Source organism: Streptomyces sp. NPDC014801, assembly GCF_043082085.1.
Classification (GTDB): domain Bacteria; phylum Actinomycetota; class Actinomycetes; order Streptomycetales; family Streptomycetaceae; genus Streptomyces.
Genome location: NZ_JBIBXG010000004.1, coordinates 607,202 through 629,541, shown reverse-complemented (window position 1 = coordinate 629,541; position 22,340 = coordinate 607,202). Strand labels below are relative to the sequence as shown.

General features: G+C 71.7%; 21 protein-coding genes. 9 read left to right on the top strand and 12 right to left on the bottom strand.

Features of this window, described 5'->3' with window-relative positions; all coding sequences use genetic code 11:
• The first annotated feature begins 296 nt into the window (after positions 1–296).
• Entirely contained in the window at positions 297–1,046 is a 750-nt protein-coding gene (locus ACF1AL_RS12270) for a transglycosylase SLT domain-containing protein (RefSeq protein ID WP_391778668.1), read from the top strand.
• A 149-nt stretch (positions 1,047–1,195) separates the two neighbouring features.
• Here the strand turns inward: ACF1AL_RS12270 and ACF1AL_RS12265 are convergent, their stop codons facing one another.
• Positions 1,196–3,715, bottom strand: coding sequence for an FHA domain-containing protein (locus ACF1AL_RS12265; protein WP_391778669.1), 2,520 nt, complete (start codon positions 3,713–3,715; stop codon positions 1,196–1,198).
• A gap of 239 nt (positions 3,716–3,954) precedes the next feature.
• Between ACF1AL_RS12265 and ACF1AL_RS12260 the strand changes: the two genes are divergently transcribed.
• Positions 3,955–5,910: a streptophobe family protein gene (locus ACF1AL_RS12260; RefSeq protein WP_391825886.1), complete on the top strand. Its 1,956-nt coding sequence runs from the start codon at positions 3,955–3,957 to the stop codon at positions 5,908–5,910.
• Positions 5,911–6,050: 140 nt separating this feature from the next.
• Positions 6,051–7,292, top strand: a complete 1,242-nt coding sequence (serB, locus tag ACF1AL_RS12255) for a phosphoserine phosphatase SerB (RefSeq protein ID WP_391660475.1) — start codon at positions 6,051–6,053, stop codon at positions 7,290–7,292.
• A 101-nt stretch (positions 7,293–7,393) separates the two neighbouring features.
• Here serB and ACF1AL_RS12250 read toward each other — a convergent pair whose 3' ends face one another.
• From ACF1AL_RS12250 to ACF1AL_RS12235, 4 genes are all read right to left on the bottom strand, one after another.
• A complete protein-coding gene (locus tag ACF1AL_RS12250) occupies positions 7,394–7,912 on the bottom strand; it encodes a histidine phosphatase family protein (protein ID WP_366840546.1) in 519 nt (172 codons plus the stop codon).
• Positions 7,913–8,154: 242 nt separating this feature from the next.
• Positions 8,155–8,361, bottom strand: a complete 207-nt coding sequence (locus ACF1AL_RS12245; protein ID WP_366840545.1) for a hypothetical protein — start codon at positions 8,359–8,361, stop codon at positions 8,155–8,157.
• A gap of 260 nt (positions 8,362–8,621) precedes the next feature.
• On the bottom strand, positions 8,622–8,738 hold the full coding sequence (locus tag ACF1AL_RS12240; RefSeq protein WP_361637635.1) for an SGM_5486 family transporter-associated protein: 117 nt from the start codon (positions 8,736–8,738) through the stop codon (positions 8,622–8,624).
• A gap of 44 nt (positions 8,739–8,782) precedes the next feature.
• Positions 8,783–10,150, bottom strand: coding sequence for a CynX/NimT family MFS transporter (locus ACF1AL_RS12235; protein ID WP_391825885.1), 1,368 nt, complete (start codon positions 10,148–10,150; stop codon positions 8,783–8,785).
• Between the two features lie 82 nt (positions 10,151–10,232).
• Between ACF1AL_RS12235 and ACF1AL_RS12230 the strand changes: the two genes are divergently transcribed.
• Positions 10,233–10,922 (top strand): FadR/GntR family transcriptional regulator, encoded by a 690-nt coding sequence (locus ACF1AL_RS12230; protein WP_386585500.1) that lies wholly within the window; start codon positions 10,233–10,235, stop codon positions 10,920–10,922.
• A gap of 104 nt (positions 10,923–11,026) precedes the next feature.
• On the opposite strand, the gene ACF1AL_RS12225 is transcribed toward ACF1AL_RS12230, so the two are convergent.
• From ACF1AL_RS12225 to fabG, 3 genes are all read right to left on the bottom strand, one after another.
• Entirely contained in the window at positions 11,027–11,368 is a 342-nt protein-coding gene (locus ACF1AL_RS12225; protein WP_391825884.1) for a hypothetical protein, read from the bottom strand.
• 150 nt (positions 11,369–11,518) lie between these two features.
• Positions 11,519–12,286 (bottom strand): enoyl-ACP reductase FabI, encoded by a 768-nt coding sequence (fabI, locus tag ACF1AL_RS12220; RefSeq protein WP_384214807.1) that lies wholly within the window; start codon positions 12,284–12,286, stop codon positions 11,519–11,521.
• A 5-nt stretch (positions 12,287–12,291) separates the two neighbouring features.
• Entirely contained in the window at positions 12,292–12,996 is a 705-nt protein-coding gene (gene fabG / locus ACF1AL_RS12215) for a 3-oxoacyl-[acyl-carrier-protein] reductase (protein ID WP_366840540.1), read from the bottom strand.
• Positions 12,997–13,252: 256 nt separating this feature from the next.
• Here fabG and ACF1AL_RS12210 point away from each other — a divergent pair, with 256 nt between their 5' ends.
• The 3 genes from ACF1AL_RS12210 (at position 13,253) to tyrS (ending at position 17,541) form a co-directional block, all read left to right on the top strand.
• Entirely contained in the window at positions 13,253–14,776 is a 1,524-nt protein-coding gene (locus ACF1AL_RS12210) for a TldD/PmbA family protein (protein WP_366840539.1), read from the top strand.
• Positions 14,773–16,167 (top strand): metallopeptidase TldD-related protein, encoded by a 1,395-nt coding sequence (locus ACF1AL_RS12205; RefSeq protein WP_366840538.1) that lies wholly within the window; start codon positions 14,773–14,775, stop codon positions 16,165–16,167. The genes ACF1AL_RS12210 and ACF1AL_RS12205 overlap by 4 nt, the downstream gene beginning before the upstream one ends.
• Before the next feature lie 105 nt (positions 16,168–16,272).
• Positions 16,273–17,541, top strand: coding sequence for a tyrosine--tRNA ligase (tyrS, locus tag ACF1AL_RS12200; RefSeq protein WP_391821639.1), 1,269 nt, complete (start codon positions 16,273–16,275; stop codon positions 17,539–17,541).
• A 52-nt stretch (positions 17,542–17,593) separates the two neighbouring features.
• On the opposite strand, the gene ACF1AL_RS12195 is transcribed toward tyrS, so the two are convergent.
• Positions 17,594–17,878, bottom strand: coding sequence for a GlsB/YeaQ/YmgE family stress response membrane protein (locus ACF1AL_RS12195; protein ID WP_384214811.1), 285 nt, complete (start codon positions 17,876–17,878; stop codon positions 17,594–17,596).
• Positions 17,879–18,092: 214 nt separating this feature from the next.
• On the opposite strand from ACF1AL_RS12195, the gene ACF1AL_RS12190 reads away from it, so the two are divergent.
• Positions 18,093–18,485: a DUF3099 domain-containing protein gene (locus tag ACF1AL_RS12190; protein ID WP_391778673.1), complete on the top strand. Its 393-nt coding sequence runs from the start codon at positions 18,093–18,095 to the stop codon at positions 18,483–18,485.
• 212 nt (positions 18,486–18,697) lie between these two features.
• Positions 18,698–18,925: a hypothetical protein gene (locus ACF1AL_RS12185; RefSeq protein ID WP_391778674.1), complete on the top strand. Its 228-nt coding sequence runs from the start codon at positions 18,698–18,700 to the stop codon at positions 18,923–18,925.
• A gap of 7 nt (positions 18,926–18,932) precedes the next feature.
• Here ACF1AL_RS12185 and moaA read toward each other — a convergent pair whose 3' ends face one another.
• From moaA to ACF1AL_RS12170, 3 genes are all read right to left on the bottom strand, one after another.
• Positions 18,933–19,922: a GTP 3',8-cyclase MoaA gene (moaA, locus tag ACF1AL_RS12180; RefSeq protein ID WP_391825883.1), complete on the bottom strand. Its 990-nt coding sequence runs from the start codon at positions 19,920–19,922 to the stop codon at positions 18,933–18,935.
• A 193-nt stretch (positions 19,923–20,115) separates the two neighbouring features.
• A complete protein-coding gene (locus ACF1AL_RS12175; RefSeq protein ID WP_391706191.1) occupies positions 20,116–21,753 on the bottom strand; it encodes a cation acetate symporter in 1,638 nt (545 codons plus the stop codon).
• On the bottom strand, positions 21,750–22,106 hold the full coding sequence (locus ACF1AL_RS12170; protein WP_366840532.1) for a DUF485 domain-containing protein: 357 nt from the start codon (positions 22,104–22,106) through the stop codon (positions 21,750–21,752). Before ACF1AL_RS12170 ends, ACF1AL_RS12175 begins: the two co-directional genes overlap by 4 nt.
• Positions 22,107–22,340: the final 234 nt, after the last annotated feature.

The following is a 22,340-nucleotide window of genomic DNA, read 5'->3' as shown; positions in this document are numbered from 1 at the left end:
GGCTGGGGGCGTGATGTGAGCCCGCGCATAGGGCCCACATCACGTACGAAGGGGATTAGGAGGACAACCTCCCCCACTGAACGGGACAGACAGTCCAGTCTGTCCCGTTTTGCCATTACCTGATCCACTACCCGGCTTCGTACGTCACACCTTTGCCACGGATTTTTGCGGCCGCTAAGAATTGCTTCGTCGCTCAGCGCCGCGGGCTCACCGTCCGCGGCGTTCGTGCGGGAAGTGCCCGTAGTCCCCCGCCGGACGTGAGCGACCTCCGCGCTATTCGAAGAGGTCCGTTTCGCATGCCCAAGAACATTTCCTCCCGTCTCTATAGTCGCTCGCTGACCAAGCACCACAAGGTCGCGATCGCCGGTGTCGGCGTCCTCGGCGCCGCCGCGATCGCCATGTCCGCGGTGCCCAGCAGCGCCGAGACCAAGACCACGGTCAGCAGCGAGGCCGCCGCGCCCGCGCAGGTCGCCTACAGCACGCAGCAGATCAAGGACGTCAAGGCGAGCATCACCGACCAGCTCGCCAGCGCCGACCTCAAGGCGCAGCAGATCGCGGCCCAGAAGAAGGCCGAGGCCGCCAAGAAGGCCGCCGTCGCCAAGGCCGAGGCCGCGAAGAAGGCCGCTGCCGCGAAGAAGGCCGCGGCCGCCCGCAAGGCCAAGGAGGCCGCGAGCCGCGCCGCCAAGCGCCCGGCCGTCAAGCCGCACGTGGTGAAGAAGAGCTACCCGAACAACCTCGACGGCTGGATCCGCGAGTCGCTCGACATCATGAAGAAGCACGGCATCCCGGGCAGCTACTCCGGCATCCACCGCAACGTCATGCGGGAGTCCTCCGGCAACCCGATGGCGATCAACGACTGGGACATCAACGCCATCAACGGCATCCCGTCCAAGGGCCTGCTGCAGGTCATCCCGCCGACCTTCAAGGCGTACCACGTGCCCGGCACGTCGTGGAACATCTACGACCCGGTCGCCAACATCACCGCCGCCTGCAACTACGCGGCCGACCGCTACGGCTCGATGGACAACGTCAACAGCGCGTACTGAGGTCGGCGCGGACCTCTTCTCGCACCCGCGACGCATCCGCGAAGACCCGTTCTCGCGATCACAGACGCCGAAGGGCGGCACCCTCCTGACGGGGTGCCGCCCTTCGGGGGTCGTGCGGCCGTACCGCTCGCGCGGGGCCGCCGGCCGTCCTACTTGCGCATGACCTCCGGCTCGTGGCGGCGCAGGAAGCGCGCCACGAAGAAGCCGCAGACCACGCCGAGCGCGATCAGCGCGACCATGTCCAGGCCCCAGGCGCCGACCGTGTGGTCCCACAGCGGGTCGGTCTCGCCCGCCTTCTCCGGCGGGCTGATCTTGTTGAAGTCCAGCGTGGCACCGGCCGCGGCCACCGCCCAGCGCGACGGCATCAGGTACGAGAACTCGTTGACGCCGATCGAGCCGTGCAGGGTGAACAGGCACCCGGTGAAGACCACCTGGATGATCGCGAACATCACCAGCAGCGGCATCGTCTTCTCGGCCGTCTTCACCAGCGAGGAGATGATCAGACCGAACATCATCGAGGTGAAGCCGAGCGCCATGATCGGCAGGGACAGCTCGATCAGCGTGGCGCCGCCGAGGACCAGGCCCTCTGAGGGGATCTCCCGGCTGGCGAAGCCGATCACGCCGACCATCAGGCCCTGGCCCACGGTGATCAGGCCGAGCACGAAGACCTTCGACATCAGGTACGCCGACCGGGACAGGCCGGTCGCGCGCTCCCGCTCGTAGATCACCCGTTCCTTGATCAGCTCACGCACGGAGTTGGCGGCGCCGGCGAAGCACGCGCCCACCGCGAGGATGAGCAGGACCGTGGTCGCGGTGCCGTTCGGGATGATCCGGCCGGTCTGCGGGTTGACCGGATTGGGCAGCAGACCGCGGTCGTGGTCGATGAGCAGGCTCACCGCGCCGAGGACGGCCGGCAGGATCACCATCAGGGCGAGGAAGCCCTTGTCGGAGGCGATCACGGAGACGTAGCGGCGCACCAGGGTGACCCACTGCGACATCCAGCCCTGCGGCTTCGGCGGCTTCATCGCCTGCATCGGCGGGACCTGTACGGCCTGCGGGGCGACGGCGTCGATGTCCGCGGCGTACATCTGGTAGTGCTGCGAGCCCTTCCAGCGACCCGCCCAGTCGTAGTCGCGGTAGTTCTCGAAGGCGGAGAAGACGTCGGCCCAGGTGTCGTAGCCGAAGAAGTTCAGCGCCTCCTCCGGCGGGCCGAAGTAGGCGACCGCACCGCCCGGCGCCATCACCAGGAGCTTGTCACACAGTGCCAGCTCGGCCACCGAGTGGGTGACGACGAGGACCGTGCGGCCGTCGTCGGCGAGGCCGCGCAGCAGCTGCATGACGTCGCGGTCCATGCCCGGGTCGAGGCCCGAGGTGGGCTCGTCCAGGAAGATCAGCGACGGCTTGGTCAGCAGCTCCAGGGCGACCGAGACGCGCTTGCGCTGGCCGCCGGAGAGCGAGGTGACCTTCTTGTCCTTGTGGATGTCGAGCTTGAGCTCGCGCAGCACCTCGTCGATCCGGGCGTTGCGCTCGGCCGTCGTGGTGTCCGCCGGGAAGCGCAGCTTGGCCGCGTACTTCAGGGCCTTCTTGACGGTCAGCTCCTTGTGCAGGATGTCGTCCTGCGGGACCAGACCGATGCGCTGGCGCAGCTCGGCGAACTGCTTGTAGAGGTTGCGGTTGTCGTACAGCACCTCGCCCTGGTCGGCGGGGCGGTAGCCGGTCAGCGCCTTGAGCAGCGTGGACTTGCCGGAGCCGGACGGGCCGATGACCGCGATCAGCGACTTCTCGGGGACGCCGAAGGAGACGTCCTTGAGGATCTGCTTGCCCCCGTCGACCGTGACGGTCAGGTGGCGGGCGGAGAAGGACACCTCACCGGTGTCGACGAACTCCTCCAGCCGGTCGCCGACGATCCGGAACGTCGAGTGGCCGACGCCGACGATGTCGGTCGGGCCGAGCAGCTGCGAGCCGCCCTTCGGGATCGGCTGGCCGTTGACGTACGTGCCGTTGTGCGAGCCGAGGTCGCGGATCTCCATGCGCCCGTCGGGCGTCGAGTGGAACTCGGCGTGGTTGCGGGAGACCTGCAGGTCGGAGACAACCAGGTCGTTCTCCAGGGCACGGCCGATGCGCATCACACGGCCGAGGGAGAACTGGTGGAAGGTGGTGGGGCTGCGGTCGCCGTAGACCGGCGGCGCCCCCGCGTCACCACCGGGCGTGTAGGGCGCGTGCCCCGCGTTCTGCTGCTGCGGGATCGCCGGGGCCGGCTGCTGCCAGTCCGCCTGCGGGGCCTGCTGCTGCGGCGCCTGCTGCTGCGCCTGCTGGGCCCAGCCCGGGTTGGCCGCCTGCGCGGCGTACGGCTGCTGAGGCTGGGCGACGGCCGCGGCCGCGCCGGAGAGGTTCAGCAGCGGTCCGTCGGTGGCGTTGCCCAGGTTCACCGACGTGCCCGGACCCAGCTCCACGTGGTGGATCCGCTGGCCCTGCACGAACGTGCCGTTGGTGCTGCCGTGGTCCTCGATCACCCAACTGCGGCCGTTGAAGCTGACCGTGGCGTGGCGCCAGGAGACCCTGGCGTCGTCGAAGACGATGTCGCCCTGCGGATCACGTCCGAGGGTGTATGCCCTGGATGGATCGAGCGTCCAGGTACGTCCGTTTGTTTCCAGTACGAGTTCCGGCACTCCATGCCCCACTGAGTTGTCCCCCGAGTTACCCCCGTCGCAGGGAGTCTAGGGATGTCGAACATCGGGGGGAACTATTTCAGTAGCGGGCCTCTGACCGAAAGTCGGGCCTTGTGAAGCCCGCTCATGAGCGTCTGCGCCGTTCCCGTTGACGGGGTGGAAAACGGGCCGGAGAGTGGTAATTCCCCGCGAGGGGGACAAGCGCGGCGCGAGCCGCGGTGCGGATCGGGGGGTCTGCCATGAGCTCTGCCGCGGACGCCGGGCGCGCCGGGAGCACGGGGTACGGCGCCCAAGTGCCGTGGATCGACGTCCTGTTGTCCTCGATCGCCGCCGTGAGCTGGGCGCTCGCCGGGATGGCGGGCACGGCCGCGCTCGGGCTGCATCTCCTCGGAGCCGACTCGGCGAGCGCGTTGGGCCCGATGACCGCGGCCGCCGTGGCGCTCGGGGCGGGTGGTGCGGTGCGCCCGTCCGGCGACGTCTCCGCGTTCGGCCTCACCGGCGCCGAGGCTCGAACCGCCATCGAGATCACGCCACTCGGGGTCGGCCTGGTCGGGGCGCTGCTGCTGTCCTGGTTCTTCCTGCGGTCCCTGCGGGCGGCGGGAGTTGTCGTCGCGCCGGCCGAACTCCTCGCGCGCGTCGGCACGGTGCTGGCCCTGTTCACCGGGCTCATGGGCGTGACGGCGTGGGCGGGGCACGACGTGGTGACGATCGACGGGGGCGCGCTGGGGCTCCAGCGGCTGCCCGGCGGCTCCGGCGGGGGCGGGGGCGCGGGCGGGCTGGAGGTGCCCGGGCTCGGCGATCTCGGGGACATCGGCGGGCTGCTGCCGGACCGGGTCGGCGGCCTGATCGACGCCAAGGCGAAGGTCGGCTTCACCGTCGAGACGGCGCCGACGCTGCTCGGCGGGCTCTGCTGGGCGGCCGGGGTGCTGCTGATCGCCCTGCTCGCCTCCCGGCGCACTCCCCTGCCGCGCGGCTGGGCGGCCCTGCACCGGGTGGTACGGCCCGCGGCGTCCGCGCTCGTCGGCGCGCTGCTGCTCGCCGTGGCCGCCGGGCTCGCCGCGGCGGCGTACGCGGCGGTGGGCGACGGCCATCCGCGGCGGATCGTGGGCGCGGCGCTGCTCGGCGCGCCCAACGGGGTCTGGCTCGGGGTGCCGCTCGGGCTGTTCGTGCCGTGGGACGGCCGGGCGAGCGGCGTCCTGACCCGGGTCCTGCCCCATCCGCTGGACGACCTCCTCGGCTCCGGCACGGACCGGCCCGTCACCCTCGCCCGGCTGGCGGACCTGGACGGCCGGGTGTGGCTGCTCGCGGTGGCGGCGGCGCTGCTGATGCTGCTGGCCGGAGTGCTGACCGGGGTCCGGACGCCGGTGCGGGGCGCCGGGGCCGGCGCCTTCGCCGGGCGGTGCGCGACGGGCCTGGCGGCGGTGACCGCGCCGGCGCTGGTCCTCGTGGGGTGGCTGGCGGGCCTGTCGGCCGACGCGTCCCTGTCCGTCCTCGGCATCGACGCCTTCGGCGCCGGGGTCTCGCTGCACGAACGGCTCGGTACGGCGCTGCTGCTCGGAGCGGTCTGGGGCGCGGCGGCGGGGGCCGCCGGAGGGCTGCTGGCGTACGCGAGCGGGGCGGCCGGGAGGCGCGCGGTGACGTGGGGCGGGGCGGACGGGCGGGGCGCCGGGGATGCGGTGGGGGCGGAGGCCCCGGGACGGCGTCCGCCGCCGGAGGGCGAGGCCGGGGGGCGGGAACAGGACGGGACGTGGACGCGGACGCAGGCTGCGCCGACGTATCCGCAGGCGCCCGGGACGTACGCCCCGCGCGAGCAGGCCGGACGGGAGACGCCGGCCGAGTCGTCCGGGCCGTACCGGCCGAGCGCGTCGTACCGGCCGCCGAACCCGGACACGAATCCCTATCTCCGGGTACCGGGGGACGCGCCTCGGCCCGGGGATGCGCCGGGCTCCGACCGGGAGGGGCCGGGCCGCGACCGGGAGGGGCCGGGCCGCGACCGGGAGCGCCCGAGCCGCGACCCGGAGGGGCCCGACACCGACGTGTACGGCGCTCCCACGGTCGTCGGACCGCTCGGGCCCGTGGGGCCGCCGCCGCGGGGCCGCAGGGGCAGGCGGCCGCCCTCCTGGCCGGACGAGGTGCCGCCACCGCCTCCGCCGCCGCCCGCTCCCCCGCCCCGGAAACCGAAGGGACCGCGCTGAGGCAAGCCGCCGGGCCGTGCGGCGCCGGACGCTCTCCTCCGTTTCGGCCCGGCGTCACCCACGCGTCGCCGAGTGTTCCGTGTCCGCCAGACGGACCTCGGGGGCGCGAGGCACTCGGTGCCGGATACGGTGGGAACACCATGAGCGCTTCGCAGACCTCGACCTCCGGGACTCCCGAGACCCCCGAGTACTCGGACGTCCCCACCCTCCTCGTCAAGATCTTCGGCAAGGACCGGCCGGGCATCACGGCGGGACTCTTCGACACCCTCGCCGCCTACTCCGTCGACGTGGTCGACATCGAGCAGGTCGTCACCCGGGGCCGGATCGTGCTGTGCGCGCTCGTGACGCAGCCGCCGCAGGGCCTGGAGGGCGACCTGCGGGCCACCGTGCACAGCTGGGCCGAGTCGATCAAGATGCAGGCCGAGATCATCTCCGGCCGCGGCGACAACCGGCCGCGCGGGCTCGGCCGGTCCCTGGTCACCGTGCTGGGCCACCCGCTGACCGCCGAGGCCACGGCCGCCATCGCCGCCAAGATCACCAAGGCGGGCGGCAACATCGACCGTATCTTCCGGCTGGCCAAGTACCCGGTCACGGCGGTGGAGTTCGCGGTGTCCGGCGTGGAGACCGAGCCGCTGCGCACCGCGCTGGTGACGGACGCCGCGGCACTGGGTGTCGACGTCGCCGTCGTGGCCGCGGGGCTGCACCGGCGTGCCCAGCGGCTGGTGGTCATGGACGTGGACTCCACGCTGATCCAGGACGAGGTGATCGAGCTCTTCGCCGCGCACGCCGGCTGCGAGGACAAGGTCGCCGAGGTGACGGCGGCCGCGATGCGCGGCGAGCTTGACTTCGAGCAGTCGCTGCACGCGCGCGTGGCGCTGCTGGAGGGGCTGGACGTCTCGGTGGTGGACAAGGTGCGCAGCGAGGTGCGGCTGACGCCGGGCGCGCGCACGCTGATCCGCACGCTGAAACGACTCGGCTACCAGGTCGGCGTGGTCTCCGGCGGCTTCACCCAGGTGACCGACGACCTCAAGGAGCGCCTCGGCCTCGACTTCGCGCAGGCCAACACGCTGGAGATCGTCGACGGCAAGCTGACCGGCCGGGTCACCGGCGAGATCGTGGACCGGGCGGGCAAGGCGCGGCTGCTGCGCCGGTTCGCGGCGGAGGCGGGCGTACCGCTGTCGCAGACGGTGGCGATCGGTGACGGCGCCAACGACCTGGACATGCTGAACGCGGCCGGTCTCGGGGTGGCCTTCAACGCCAAGCCGGTGGTGCGGGAGGCCGCGCACACGGCGGTGAACGTGCCGTTCCTGGACACGGTGCTGTATCTGCTCGGGATCACCCGGGAAGAGGTCGAGGCGGCGGACACCGTCGGCCTCGAGTAGCGCGGACACCGTCGGCCTCGACCAGGGCGGCGCATCGGCAGGGGCCCGGCACCGTGACGGTGCCGGGCCTCTGCGCGTGCGGTGGACGGGGCGGCGGTGGATCAGTCGGCGGGTGCCCAGTAGTCGACCAGGGTGGCCACGCCCGGCTCCAGGGACTTCCAGGGGGCGTCGAAGGACAGGACGGCGAAGGCGGCGGCGGGGAAGCCGCGCCGGCTCATGCGCTCGCGGGCCTCTTCCTCGGCGGCTCCGGCCAGGATCTCGGCGAGGCCCTGGACGCCCGGGTTGTGGCCAATGAGCAGCAGGCTGCGCACGTCGTCCGGGGTCTCGTTGAGCAGGGCGATCAGCTCACCCGGGGAGGCCTCGTAGATCCGCTCCTCGTAGACCGTTTTCGGCCGGTGCGGGAGCTCGTGGACGGCGAGCTTCCAGGTCTCGCGGGTGCGGTTCGACGTGGAGCACAGGGTCAGGTCGAAGGGGATGCCGGTGTCGGCCAGCCTGCGTCCGGCTTCGGCGGCGTCCTTGCGGCCCCGTTCGGCGAGCGGCCGCTCGTGGTCGGGAACCTGTGGCCAGTCGGCTTTCGCATGCCGGAAGAGGACGATCCTGCGGGGTTCTGCGACGCTCATGCGTCCCAGCTTCGCATGAAACAGGCCATGCGGCGCAGGGAGTTGACGGGGCTTCCCACCATGGGGTTCCCAGGGGATTCCCAGGGGGTGTCTCGTTGATCAGGCCGGATCAGGGAGCGGCGTCTGGTGCCGTGCATCGCAAGGCGGAGGAGGGAGTCGATGCGGAGCATCGGGGACCGACGACAACGCGGCGAGGTGCGGTGCCAGGCGTCGCGAGCCCGGCGTGATCGACGAGACACCCCCTAGCGGGCGAGGAGCGCCTGGAGGTGTTGGAGGAGGTGGGTGAGCGCGGGGCCGCCGGTGGAGGCCTGCGCGTGGGCCGGGTTCAGGATCAGCACGAGCAGGGTGATGAAGGCGAGGGTGGGCAGGGCCAGGGCCCACCAGGGCAGCCGGGCCTGGACGCCGCCCGTGGTCGCCGGGTGGGGCCGGGGGTGCGAACGGGCCGACATGGGTGCCTCCGCGGTCGTCGAGCGTGCCGTGAACGGGGTGTGTGCCGCCGGGGGCGGGCACATCTCGACGCTACGGAATCCGCGGGGCCCGGCCCATCCGGTGATCCACCCACTTGACCCTGACCCGCACCCCCTAGGGGACGGTGGGGGTAACCCCACCATGGCCGGGGTGGGTCTCACGGGGACGGCGATCACGCCCGACGGCGGCACGGCTGACGGCGGCACGGCTGACCGGCGCAGACCGACGACGACCGCGGTGGTCAGGGAGACGCGATCGTCGCGATGACGGCGATGATCACGAAGATGGCGAGGAACGAGCCGAAGACGATGAGCATCTTCTTCTGGCCGTTCTGGGGGTTCGGCTCGAGCACGGGCATACGCCCAGTTTCGCACCCCTCCCCGCGCCTCCCGTCCGCGGGGGTCAGGCCGCGCCGGCCGCCTCGTCCTCCACCGTGCGGTCGCGTCCGGCGAGGACGCCCACGGCCATCTGCGGCAGCATCAGCGCGGCCATCAGGGCGATCGGCAGGCCCCAGCCGCCGCTGCTCTGGTAGAGCACGCCGACCAGCAGCGGACCGGGGATGGAGATCAGGTAGCCGGTGCTCTGCGCGAAGGCCGACAGCTGGGCGACGCCGCCGCCGGTCTTCGCCCGCATGCCGACCATGGTCAGGGCGAGCGGGAAGGAGCAGTTCGACACGCCGAGCAGCAGGGCCCAGGCCCAGGCGCCGCTCGCCGGCGCGAAGTACAGGCCGGCGTATCCGGCGAGGCCGCACACGCCGAGGGCGAGCACGATGGGACCCTGCTGGGGCAGGCGGGTGGCCAGCCGCGGGATGACGAAGGCGAGCGGCACGCCCATCACCATGGTGACGGCCAGCAGCAGCCCGGCCGTGCCGGCCGAGACCCCGGAGTCGCGGAAGATCTGCGCCATCCAGCCCATGGTGATGTAGGCGGCGGTGGCCTGGAGGCCGAAGAAGACGGCGAGCGCCCAGGCGGTACGGCTGCGGGTGATGCGCAGGGCGGGCGCGGCAGCCTCGGCGGCCCTCCCCTGCCGCGAGCCGGCCGGCGCGCCGCCGCCCGCCGCGGTCGAGGCGTCCTCGGCCGACGCGTCCTCGGCCGACGTCTCCTGGGCGCGGGCCGCGGACCGCTCGGCGGTGCCGCGGTCGCGCAGGACGGGCAGCCAGGGCAGCACGGCCGCGGCGGCGAGGGCGGCCCACACGGTGAGCCCGGACTGCCAGCTGCCGCCGAGCGCCCGGGTCATCGGCACGGTCGCGGCGGCCGCGATGGAGGTGCCGAAGGCGAGGAACATCGAGTACAGGCCGGTCATGGAACCCACCCGGTCGGGGAACCAGCGCTTGACGATGACCGGCATGAGCACGTTGCTGACGGCGATGCCCATCAGGGCGAGGGCGCTCGCCGCGAGGAAGCCGGCCGTGCTGCCCGTGTACGGCCGGACGGCCAGGCCGACGGCGATGGCGGCCATGCCGGCGCACACCACGGCGGCGGGGCCGAAGCGGCGGGCGAGCCGGGGCGCCGTCACGCCGAACACGGCGAAGCACAGCGGCGGCACGGAGGTGAGCAGGCCCGCCACGCTGCCGCTCATCCCGAGCCCGTCGCGGACCTCCTCCAGGAGGGCGCCGAGGCTGGTGATGGCCGGGCGGAGGTTGAGCGCGGACAGCATGATGCCGACCACCACCAGGCGGGTCGCCCACGCGCGCGTGGCCGTACCGCCGGTTTTCCCGCGTGTCGCGGGCGGGGTCGGGGTCGTGATCGTCCGGGTTTCCTCACTAGCCATGCCGCCCATCATAGAATCATGGGATGATTGGTTGTCCATCCCCGGGCGGCCGGCCCCGGCCCCGCGCGTGCGAAGGTGTCCCATGCCCCTGAGCCATCCCCGCCGCTCGGTGCTGTCCGAGCAGGTCATCGCCGAACTGCGCACCCAGATCACCTCCGGCGAGTGGCCGGTCGGCTCGCGCATCCCGACCGAACCCGAGCTGGTCGAACAGCTCGGGGTGGCCCGCAACACCGTCCGTGAGGCCGTCCGCGCCCTCGCCCACAACGGCCTGCTGGACATCCGCCAGGGCTCCGGCACGTACGTCGTGGCGACCAGCGAGCTGGCCGGGGTGATGCACCGCCGGTTCGCGGGCGCCGATCCGCAGCACATCGCCGAGCTGCGCTCCACGCTGGAGGCGAGCGCGGCGAAGCTGGCGGCGGTGCGGCGTACCGAGAAGGACCTCAAACAGCTGGACGCGCTGCTGCTGCGGCGCGAGGAGGCCTGGGAGTCGGGGGACGCGGAGGCGTTCGTGACGGCGGACGCGACCTTCCACCTGGCGGTGGTCTCGGCGTCCCACAACGACGTGCTGACCGCGCTCTACGCCGACCTGGGCGAGGTGCTGCGGGACTGGCTGCGGGTGGACGTCGGCGATGAGCTGACGCCGGAGACGCACATGGACCACGCGCGGCTGGTGGACGCGCTGCGCGACGGCGACGCCGAGACGGCCGCCGAGGAGGCCGGGAGCTACCCGTTCCTGTGCCGCCCGGGCCGCTTCACCCCGCCCGGCGGCTGAGCACACCCCGGGGCTCGCCCCTGCTCACCGGCACACGGCCCCCGGCCACTCGCGCACGCACCCGTCTGATCACGACTCGGCCGGGCTCACCCGTGCACGGCTGATCACGTCTTCTCATGGCTGACCCACACCGCCTCGACCTCCTTCCAGCACCGCCCGGTCAGCCGTACGGTCGTGGCCGGGCCGGCGTCGACGGGGGTGCCGTCGGTGTCGATGTCCCACCATCGGGCGCACTCGATGTGCAGAGCGACGCGATCGGTGTCCACATAGGGGTTGTGGCACCAGGCGACGACCTCCGAGCCGTGCACGGTGGCCCGGCACTCGGCGCCGAAGGGCTGGTCGGCGGAGGGCCGCGCCACGCGCGGGTGCGGCAGCGCGTCGTACGGCAGGCAGAGGACCAGCGCGGCGGCGACGGTCACTGGGACGAGGCTGCGGAACAGACGCACAAGGGGACCTCCTCGGCCGTACGGCTGCGGGGGCGGTGCCCTACCAGCGTGCGCGGTGAGCACCCCACCCCGCCCGGCCGGTGAGCCGAACGGGTGAACGCCGAGGGCCCGCACCCCCGTGGGATGCGGGCCCTCGCGCGTCGGCCGTGATCAGGCGCCGATGGCGTGCAGACCGCCGTCGACGTGCACGATCTCGCCGGTGGTCTTCGGGAACCAGTCGCTCAGCAGGGCGACGATGCCGCGGCCGGCCGGCTCGGGGTCCTTCAGGTCCCACTCCAGCGGGGAGCGGCTGTCCCACACCGAGGCCAGCTCGCCGAAGCCCGGGATGGACTTGGCGGCCATGGAGCCGATGGGCCCGGCGGAGATGAGGTTGCAACGGATGTTCTGCTTGCCCAGGTCCCGGGCGAGGTAGCGGCTGGTGGCCTCCAGGGCGGCCTTGGCCGGGCCCATCCAGTCGTACTGCGGCCACGCGTACTGCGCGTCGAAGGTCAGGCCGACGACCGAGCCGCCGTTCTGCATGAGCGGCAGGCAGGCCATGGTGAGCGACTTCAGGGAGTACGCCGAGACGTGCATCGCGGTGGCGACGGACTCGAACGGCGTGTTCAGGAAGTTGCCGCCGAGCGCGTCCTGCGGCGCGAAGCCGATGGAGTGCACGACGCCGTCCAGGCCGCCCAGCTCCTCGCCGACCAGGTCGGCGAGCCGGCCCAGGTGCTCGTCGTTGGTGACGTCGAGCTCGATGACCTTGGTGGGCTTCGGCAGCTTCTTGGCGATGCGCTCGGTCAGCGTGGGCCGCGGGAACGCGGTCAGGATGATCTCGGCACCCTGCTCCTGGGCCAGCTTCGCGGCGTGGAAGGCGATGGAGGACTCCATCAGCACACCGGTGATCAGGACGCGCTTGCCCTCGAGAATTCCGCTCATGGTGATCAGTGACCCATTCCCAGTCCGCCGTCAACGGGAATGACGGCTCCAGTGATGTACGAGGCGTCGTCCGAGGCGAGGAACCGCACCGTCGCGGCGATCTCCTCCGGCTGCGCGTACCGGCCGAGCGGCACCTGCGAGACGATGTTCTCGCGCTGCTCGTCGGTGAGCGCCTTGGTCATGTCGGTGTCGACGAAACCGGGTGCGACGACGTTGAAGGTGATGTTGCGCGAGCCCAGCTCACGGGCGAGGGAGCGCGCGAAGCCGACGAGCGCGGCCTTGGAGGCGGCGTAGTTCGCCTGCCCCGCGGAGCCGAGCAGCCCGACGACGGAGGAGATCAGGACGACCCGGCCCTTCTTGGCGCGCAGCATGCCGCGGTTGGCGCGCTTGACGACCCGGAAGGTGCCGGTGAGGTTGGTGTCGACGACCGAGGAGAAGTCCTCCTCGGACATGCGCATCAGGAGCTGGTCCTTGGTGACACCGGCGTTGGCGATGAGGACCTCGACCGGGCCGTGCTCGGCCTCGATCTCCTTGTAGGCCTGCTCCACCTGCTCGGAATCGGTGATGTCGCACTTGACGGCGAGGAAGCCGGCCGGCGGCTCCCCCGAGCGGTACGTGATGGCGACCTTGTCGCCGGCGTCGGCGAACGCGCGGGCGATGGCGAGGCCGATGCCCCGGTTGCCTCCGGTGACGAGAACCGAGCGGCTCAACGGATCACCCTTTCGATAGCGTCTGACAGCACCCGCCCGGACACCTGGATGGCAGGCGGCTTCACCGAAAACCTATCGGTCCGCCCGGCGGCGCGGACATTCGGGCACCCACAGCGGCATACGGAACTGACTGTGGGGTCCCTACAGAAAGCGGCGCACGCCGGTCGCAAACGTGTGGTCCCCGGCCGGGCCGGCAGGACATGATCGGTGCAACGACAGGCCACGACGACAGGTCACGACGACAGGAGAGACCTCGGTGCCTCATACGATCGACGAAGCCTTCACGGCACTCCCGCTCCGCGCGCTCGCCGACGCCGCCCTCGCCCGGGCGCGGGCGCTCGGGGCGGAGCACGCCGACTTCCGGCTGGAGCGGGTGCGCAGCGCGTCCTGGCGGCTGAGGGACGCCAAGCCGGCCGGGTCGTCGGACACCACCGACCTCGGGTACGCGGTGCGGGTCGTGCACGGCGGGACCTGGGGGTTCGCCTCGGGCGTGGACCTGACCATGGACGCCGCGGCCCGGGTCGCCTCCCAGGCCGTGGCCATGGCCAAGCTGTCCGCGCAGGTCATCAAGGCCGCCGGCGCCGACGAGCGGGTGGAGCTGGCCGACGAGCCGGTGCACGCGGACAAGACGTGGATCTCGGCGTACGAGATCAATCCCTTCGACGTGCCGGACGAGGAGAAGACGGGACTGCTGGAGGAGTTCAGCCGGCGGCTGCTGAACGCCGACGGGGTCGACCACGTCGACGCCTCGCTGCTCACCGTGCACGAGAACAAGTTCTACGCCGACACCGCGGGCACCGTGACCACGCAGCAGCGCGTCCGGCTGCACCCCGTCCTGACGGCCGTGTCGGTGGACGACTCCAGCGGCGAGTTCGACTCCATGCGCACCCTCGCGCCGCCCGTGGGGCGCGGCTGGGAGTACCTGACGGGCACCGGCTGGAACTGGGACAAGGAGCTCGCCGAGATCCCCGGGCTGCTCGCGGAGAAGATGCGCGCGCCGAGCGTCGAGCCGGGGCTGTACGACCTGGTCGTCGATCCGTCCAACCTGTGGCTGACCATCCACGAGTCCATCGGCCACGCCACCGAGCTGGACCGCGCGCTCGGCTACGAGGCGGCCTACGCCGGCACCTCCTTCGCCACCTTCGACCAGCTCGGCACGTTGCGGTACGGCTCGGAGCTGATGAACGTCACCGGTGACCGCACCGCCGAGCACGGGCTCGCCACGATCGGCTACGACGACGAGGGCGTCGCCGCGCAGTCCTGGGACCTGGTGAAGGACGGCACGCTCGTCGGCTACCAGCTCGACCGCCGGATCGCGAAGCTCACCGGGTTCGAGCGGTCCAACGGGTGCGCCTACGCCGACTCCCCCGCGCATGTGCCGGTGCAGCGCATGGCCAACGTCTCGCTCCGGCCCGACCCGGCCGGGATGTCCACGGAGGACCTGATCGGGGGCGTGGAGCGCGGGATCTACGTCGTCGGGGACCGGTCCTGGTCGATCGACATGCAGCGGTACAACTTCCAGTTCACCGGTCAGCGCTTCTTCCGGATCGAGAACGGGCGCCTCGCCGGGCAGCTGCGGGACGTGGCCTACCAGGCGACGACCACCGACTTCTGGGGCTCCATGGCGGCCGTCGGCGGCCCGCAGACGTATGTCCTGGGCGGCGCCTTCAACTGCGGCAAGGCCCAGCCGGGGCAGGTCGCGGCCGTCTCCCACGGCTGCCCTTCGGCCCTGTTCAAGGGCGTCAACATCCTCAACACCACGCAGGAGGCCGGTCGATGAGCGCCGCGACGAACAAGCCGCACGAGATCGTCGAGCGGGCCCTTCAGCTGTCCCGGGCCGACGGCTGCGTGGTGATCGCCGACGAGCGGTCGACCGCCAATCTGCGCTGGGCCGGGAACGCCCTGACCACCAACGGCGTCACCCGCGGGCGCACGCTCACCGTGATCGCGACGGTGGACGGCAAGGAGGGCACCGCGTCCGGTGTGGTCTCCCGGTCGGCGGTGACCGCCGACGAGCTGGAGCCACTGGTGCGGGCCGCCGAGGCCGCCGCGCGCGGCGCGGGTCCCGCCGAGGACGCGCAGCCGCTGGTCGGCGGGGTGCCCGAGGCCGGCGACTTCACCGAGCCGCCGGCGGAGACCTCCTCCGCGGTGTTCGCCGACTTCGCGCCCGCCCTGGGCGAGGCCTTCGCACGCGCGCGTGCGGGCGGCCGGGAGCTGTACGGCTTCGCCCACCACGAGCTGGTCTCGACGTACCTCGGGACCTCGACCGGGCTGCGGCTGCGGCACGACCAGCCCACCGGCACGCTGGAGCTGAACGCCAAGTCCCCGGACCGTACCCGCTCGGCGTGGGCGGGCCGCGCCACCCGGGACTTCAAGGACGTCGACCCGGCGGCGCTGGACGCCGAGCTGGCGGTGCGGCTGGGGTGGGCCGAGCGGCGCGTGGAGCTGCCCGCCGGGCGGTACGAGACGCTGCTGCCGCCGACCGCCGTGGCGGACCTGCTGATCTACCAGCTGTGGTCGGCGTCGGGCCGGGACGCGGCCGAGGGCCGGACGGTGTTCTCCAAGCCGGGCGGCGGCACGCGCGTGGGCGACAAGCTCACGGATCTGCCGCTGACCCTGCGCAGCGACCCGCACGCGCCGGGCCTGGAGTCGGCGCCGTTCGTGATCGCGCACTCCTCGGGCGGGGACCAGTCGGTCTTCGACAACGGGCTGCCGGTCGGGAACACCGAGTGGGTCGACCGCGGTGAGCTGCGGCATCTGACGACCAGCCGCCACAGCGCGGCGCTGACCGGGCTGCCGGTCGCCCCGGGCGCGGACAACCTGATCCTGGAGGGCGGCGAGGACCGCTCCCTGGAGGAGATGGTCGCCGCCACCGAGCGGGGGCTGCTGCTGACCTGCCTGTGGTACATCCGCGAGGTCGATCCGGCGACGCTGCTGCTGACCGGCCTGACCCGGGACGGGGTCTACCTGGTGGAGAACGGCGAGGTGACCGGCGAGGTGAACAACTTCCGGTTCAACGAGTCGCCGGTGGACCTGCTGGGGCGGGCCACGGAGGCAGGGCGTACGGAGAAGACGCTGCCGCGGGAGTGGAGCGACTGGTTCACCAGGGCCGCGATGCCCGCCCTGCGGGTGCCGGACTTCAACATGAGCTCGGTCAGCCAGGGCGTCTGAGGGAGCCCCGCCGGTCCCACCGTGCGAAATGGCGGGCGGGGGTGGCGGAGCTCCCCCCTAGACTGGCCACGACACCTTTCGCACCTCTCGAGGAGACATACGACCGTGACGGACATCGTCGACGAGCTGAAGTGGCGCGGGCTGTTCGCCCTGTCCACCGACGAGGACGCTTTGCGCAAGGCTCTCGCGGACGGTCCCGTCACGTTCTATTGCGGCTTCGACCCGACCGCGCCGTCGCTGCACGTGGGGCACCTGGTGCAGGTGCTCACCGTGCGCCGGCTCCAGCAGGCCGGGCACCGGCCGCTGGCGCTGGTCGGCGGCGCGACGGGCCTGATCGGCGACCCGCGGCCCACCGCCGAGCGCACGCTGAACGACCCGGAGACGGTCGCCGGCTGGGTGGACAAGCTGCGCCGCCAGATCGAGCCGTTCCTGTCCTTCGAGGGCGAGAACGCCGCGGTCATGGTGAACAACCTGGACTGGACCGCGGGCCTGTCCGCGATCGAGTTCCTGCGCGACATCGGCAAGCACTTCCGCGTCAACAAGATGCTGACGAAGGACTCCGTGGCCCGCCGCCTGGAGTCCGACCAGGGCATCAGCTACACCGAGTTCAGCTACCAGATCCTGCAGGGCATGGACTTCCTGCAGCTCTACCGGCGCTACGGCTGCACGCTCCAGCAGGGCGGCAGCGACCAGTGGGGCAACCTCACGGCCGGCCTGGACCTGATCCACCGGCTGGAGCCGGGCGCCACGGTGCACGCGCTGGCGACGCCGCTGATGACCAAGGCGGACGGCACCAAGTTCGGCAAGACCGAGGGCGGTGCCGTCTGGCTGGACCCGGAGATGACGACGCCGTACGCGTTCTACCAGTTCTGGCTGAACGTGGACGACCGGGACATCTCCCGGTACCTGCGCATCCTGTCCTTCAAGTCCCGCGAGGAGCTGGAGGAGCTGGAGAAGCAGACCGAGGAGCGTCCGCAGGCGCGTGCGGCGCAGCGTGCGCTGGCCGAGGAGCTGACCACGCTGGTGCACGGCGCCGACCAGACGGCCGCCGTGATCGCAGCCTCCAAGGCGCTGTTCGGTCAGGGCGAGCTCGCCGAGCTCGACGAGCGCACGCTGGCCGCTGCCCTGTCGGAGGTGCCGCACATCCAGGTCGCCGAGCTCGGGCCGGTGGTCGACCTGCTCGCCGAGGTCGGCCTGGTGCCCAGCAAGTCGGCCGCGCGGCGCACGGTCAAGGAGGGCGGCGCCTACGTGAACAACGTGAAGATCACCGCCGAGGACGCGGTCCCCTCTCCGGAGGACCTGCTCCACGGGCGCTGGCTGGTGCTGCGGCGCGGCAAGAAGAACCTGGCCGCGGTGGAGGTCACCGGAGCCTGAGCACGGCCGACGGGCCCCGCACTCCTCGCCGAGGGGTGCGGGGCCCGTCGCGTCAGGCCCGCTGCCGCATCTTCTTGTTCCCCCACAGCGCCATGTACGCCATGTCGCCGACGGCCACGATGATGATCGCGGCGACCAGCTGGAACAGGTGCCGCCACCAGTCGATGCCGGAGGTCGCCGCCACGCCGGCGGCGCGGGCCACCGCGTTGCCGACGATGGCGCCCAGCATGCCGAAGATCGTGGTCAGCCACAGGGGGCTGTGCTGCTTGCCGGGGATGATCGCCTTCGCGATCAGTCCCAGCACGAATCCGACGATGATCGCCCACAACCAGCCCATCGACTGCCTCCTCGTCCCGCTCGACGTGAGCATTACGACGAGTGTGTGGCCGTACACCGTACGGCGCATGCCGGGTGCCGCCGTACGTGCTACGGCGCAGGTCGCGCGCCCATCGGTACCGGGGACCCGGTCTCGTGGGCCGCGCGGGCGCGGCGTACCGTGGACGGTGTCCGGGATGTCCGGGGGAGTCCGAGCGGGCGGGTGGTGGAATTCGATGCGGAAGCTGCAGCACGACAGCGGCAACACCCAGGTGTTCCGGATCACGGGGGCACGCACGGGCCTGCAGGAGGACGTGCGCGGCCGCCAGCGGCGGTATGTCATCTCGATGACCATCCGCACCCTGTCGGTCATCCTCGCGGTGTCGCTGTGGAACGTGGAGCGGTACGTGGCGATCGCGGCGCTGGTCCTGGGCGCGGTACTGCCCTACATCGCCGTGGTGATCGCCAACGCGGGGCGGGAGAACGCGCCGGGGCTGCCCTCGACGTTCCTGTCGACGCCGGTGCGGACGATGATCGCGCCGCTGCCGGCCGAGGAGCCGTCCGGGGACCGTTTCGCGGAACCGGGAGCGGAGCGGTCCGTGAAGCAACCGCCCGAGGCGCAGGTGTGAGGGTGCCGGGCGCCGGTGGTGCGTGGCCCGTCCTCGAACCTCAAGAAAAGCTCAGATCAATCCTGTTGTTCCGCTGCCCCGCGGCCCACGGGTCGTGACGTACTGCGTACGCGCTCCGCATCCCCCGTCGGAGCGACGGACCGACGCCGGGCAGCTCCCCCCGTGGCTGCTCGGCGTCGCCTTTTGTGCGGCTTCCTCTGTGAGACGAACCTGTGAGTGACGAGACCCCGATCTGTTCCGCCAAGGGCTGCCGTGCCGACGCCGTGTGGGTGCTGGCGTGGAACAACCCGAAGATCCACACGCCTCAGCGGCGCAAGACGTGGCTCGCGTGCGACGAGCACCGCGAGCACCTTTCCCAGTTCCTGGGGGTGCGGGGGTTCCTGAAGGACGTGGTGAAGCTCGACGAGTGGCAGGCGCCCGAGGCGCCCGAGGCGCCCTAGGGGGTGTCTAGCCGCCGATCGCGGACATCGGGCGGTCCGGCTGGACGAAGCTCGGGTCGTCCAGGCCCGCTCCCGCCTTCTTGCCCCACATCGCCAGGCGCCAGATGCGGGCGATCTCCTCGTCGGGGGCGCCCGAGCGCAGGGCGGCGCGCAGGTCCGTCTCCTCGGTGGCGAACAGGCAGGTGCGCACCTGTCCGTCGGCCGTGAGGCGGGTGCGGTCGCAGGCGGCGCAGAACGGGCGGGTGACGGAGGCGATCACGCCGACCACATGGGGGCCGCCGTCGACGACCCAGCGCTCGGCCGGGGCCGATCCGCGCTTCTCCTGGCCCTCGGCGGTCAGCTCGAACCGGGTGCGCAGCGAGGTCAGGATGTCCCCGGCGGTGATCATGCCGTCGCGCTTCCAGCCGTGCTGGGCGTCCAGCGGCATCTGCTCGATGAAGCGCAACTCGTAGTCGTGCTCGACCGCCCAGGCGAGCAGGTCGGGTGCCTCGTCCTCGTTCAGCCCCGGCATGAGGACGGAGTTGACCTTGACGGGGGTGAGGCCGGCGTCGCGGGCGGCCCGCAGCCCTTCGAGGACGTCCTGGTGGCGGTCGCGCCGGGTGAGGGTCTTGAAGACGTCGGGGCGCAGCGTGTCCAGGGAGACGTTGACCCGGTCCAGGCCGGCCGCCTTCAGGGCGGTCGCGGTGCGCTTGAGGCCGATGCCGTTGGTGGTGAGGGACATCTGCGGGCGGGGGCCGAGGGCCGCGACGCGCTCCACGATGCCGACCAGGCCGGGCCGCAGCAGCGGCTCGCCGCCGGTGAAGCGGACCTCGGTGATACCGAGCGAGGTGACCGCGATGTCGATCAGGCGGACGATCTCGTCGTCGGTGAGCAGGTCGGGCTTGGCCAGCCACTGCAGGCCCTCCTCGGGCATGCAGTAGGTGCAGCGCAGGTTGCACCGGTCGGTCAGCGAGACCCTCAGGTCGGTGGCCACCCGGCCGTAGGTGTCGATGAGCACGTGGGCCCCCTCCCTCGTCGCGGAGCAGTCCTGCCTGTCACCGGACTCAAGTCACCAATTCCGTCACCTGCGAGCCTACGTGACACCACTGACGGTCACACCAGCCCGATCCCACGACGTAAGACGCGGCCGTGTCGTAGGTACCTACCAGGCACCCGCGGCACGGCCGCTCGGAGGATGCGCCGGGTGCCGCTCAGTGGGCTCCGGTGCCGGTGAGCGAGCGCACCTCCAGTTCGGCGTACTTGCCGGTGTCCGGGGTCTCCTTCGACAGCAGGGTGCCCAGGATGCCGAGCAGGAATCCGACCGGGATGGAGATCAGGCCGGGGTTCTCCAGCGGGAACCAGTGGAAGTCGACGTCGGGGAACATCGACGTCGGCTTGCCGGAGACGACCGGCGAGAACAGCACCAGGCCGACGGCGGTGACCAGGCCGCCGTAGATCGACCACAGGGCTCCGGCGGTGGTGAACCGCTTCCAGAACAGGCTGTAGAGGATCGTCGGCAGGTTGGCGGAGGCGGCGACCGCGAAGGCGAGGGCGACCAGTCCGGCGACGTTGAGGTCGCGGGCGAGGGCGCCGAGCACGATGGAGACGGCGCCGATGCCGACGGTGGCCCAGCGGGCGGCGCCCAGCTCCTGCTTCTCGGTGGCGCGGCCCCGCTTGATGACGTTGGCGTAGATGTCGTGCGCGAAGGACGAGGAGGAGGCCAGGGTCAGGCCGGCCACGACGGCGAGGATGGTGGCGAAGGCGACCGCCGAGATGGAGGCCAGCAGGATCGCGCCCCAGCTGGAGTCGGTGCCGCCGAGGTGCAGGGCGAGCAGCGGGGCGGCGGTGTTGCCGGCCTTGTTGGAGGCGATGATCTCGTCCGGCTTGATGAGCGCGGCGGCGCCGAAGCCGAGGGCGAGGGTCATCAGGTAGAAGGCGCCGATCAGGCCGATGGCCCAGATGACGGACTTGCGGGCGGCCTTCGCCGTCGGGACGGTGTAGAAGCGGATCAGGATGTGCGGCAGGCCGGCGGTGCCGAGCACCAGGGCGATGCCCAGGGAGAGGAAGTCCAGCTTGGTGGTGCCGGTGGCGCCGTACTTCAGGCCGGGCTCCAGGAAGGCGGCGCCCTTGCCGCTGTTGTCGGCGGCGGAGCCGAGCAGGTCGGAGACGTTGAAGTCGAACTTCAGCAGCACCAGGAAGGTCAGCAGCAGGGCGCCCGCGATGAGCAGGACCGCCTTGACCATCTGCACCCAGGTGGTGCCCTTCATGCCGCCGATGGTGACGTAGACGATCATCAGGACGCCGACCAGGGCGACGATGCCGATCTTGCCGCCGTCGCTGGTGATGCCGAGCAGCAGCGAGACGAGGACGCCGGCGCCGGCCATCTGCGCGAGCAGGTAGAAGATCGACACGACGATGGTGGAGGTGCCGGCCGCGGTGCGCACGGGCCGCTGGCGCATCCGGTAGGCCAGCACGTCGCCCATGGTGTAGCGGCCGGAGTTGCGCAGTGGTTCGGCGACCAGGAGCAGGGCGACCAGCCAGGCGACGAGGAAGCCGATCGAGTACAGGAAGCCGTCGTAGCCGAAGAGGGCGATGGCGCCGGCGATGCCGAGGAAGGACGCGGCGGACATGTAGTCGCCGGAGACGGCGAGCCCGTTCTGGAAGCCGGTGAACTGCCGTCCGCCGGCGTAGAAGTCGGCGGCGTCCTTGGTCTGGCGGCCGGCCCAGACGGTGATGACGAGGGTCGCGGCGACGAACACGGCGAACAGCGTGATGATCAGCGTGCGGTGTTCGCTCGCCTCGCCGGCGGCGAGCGGGGTCACGGCGGCGTGCGCGATCGCGGGGCTCATGTCCGGTCCTCCATGCGGGACTTGATGGCCTCCGCCTTGGGGTCGAGCTTGGCGGCGGCGTGCCGGGCGTACCACCAGGCGATGAGGAAGGTGGTGACGAACTGGGCGAGACCGAGGGCGAGCGCGACGTTGAGGTTGCCGACGAGCCGGGTGCCCATGAAGTCGCCCGCGTAGTTGGACAGCAGGACGTACAGCAGGTACCAGACGATGAACGCGACGGTGAGCGGGAAGGCGAAGGAGCGGTGGGAGCGGCGCAGTTCCCCGAATTCCTCGCTCTGCTGCGTCTGGACGAACTCCTCCTGGGTGGGGAGTGCGGTGGGGGCTGGGGAGGGGGGCGGTGTCTCGGTGGCCACCTGGTTCTCCTCGCGTCGCGGACGGTTACGGCCGGGGCCTCCGGCACGGCGGAGGCTCCCTGTACAACGGCACGGCGCCCCGCGGGGTCCGGTTCAGTGCGCTTTTTCTTTCAGTCGCATCGCCATAGGTCATTGCTGACGCTCCAGGTGGCGGGATAGCTTCGGCCTGGCACCACCCGTCATGTACCTGCCCGAGGACCACCTGTGTCTCGGGCCGGTTTCGTTTCCGGATGA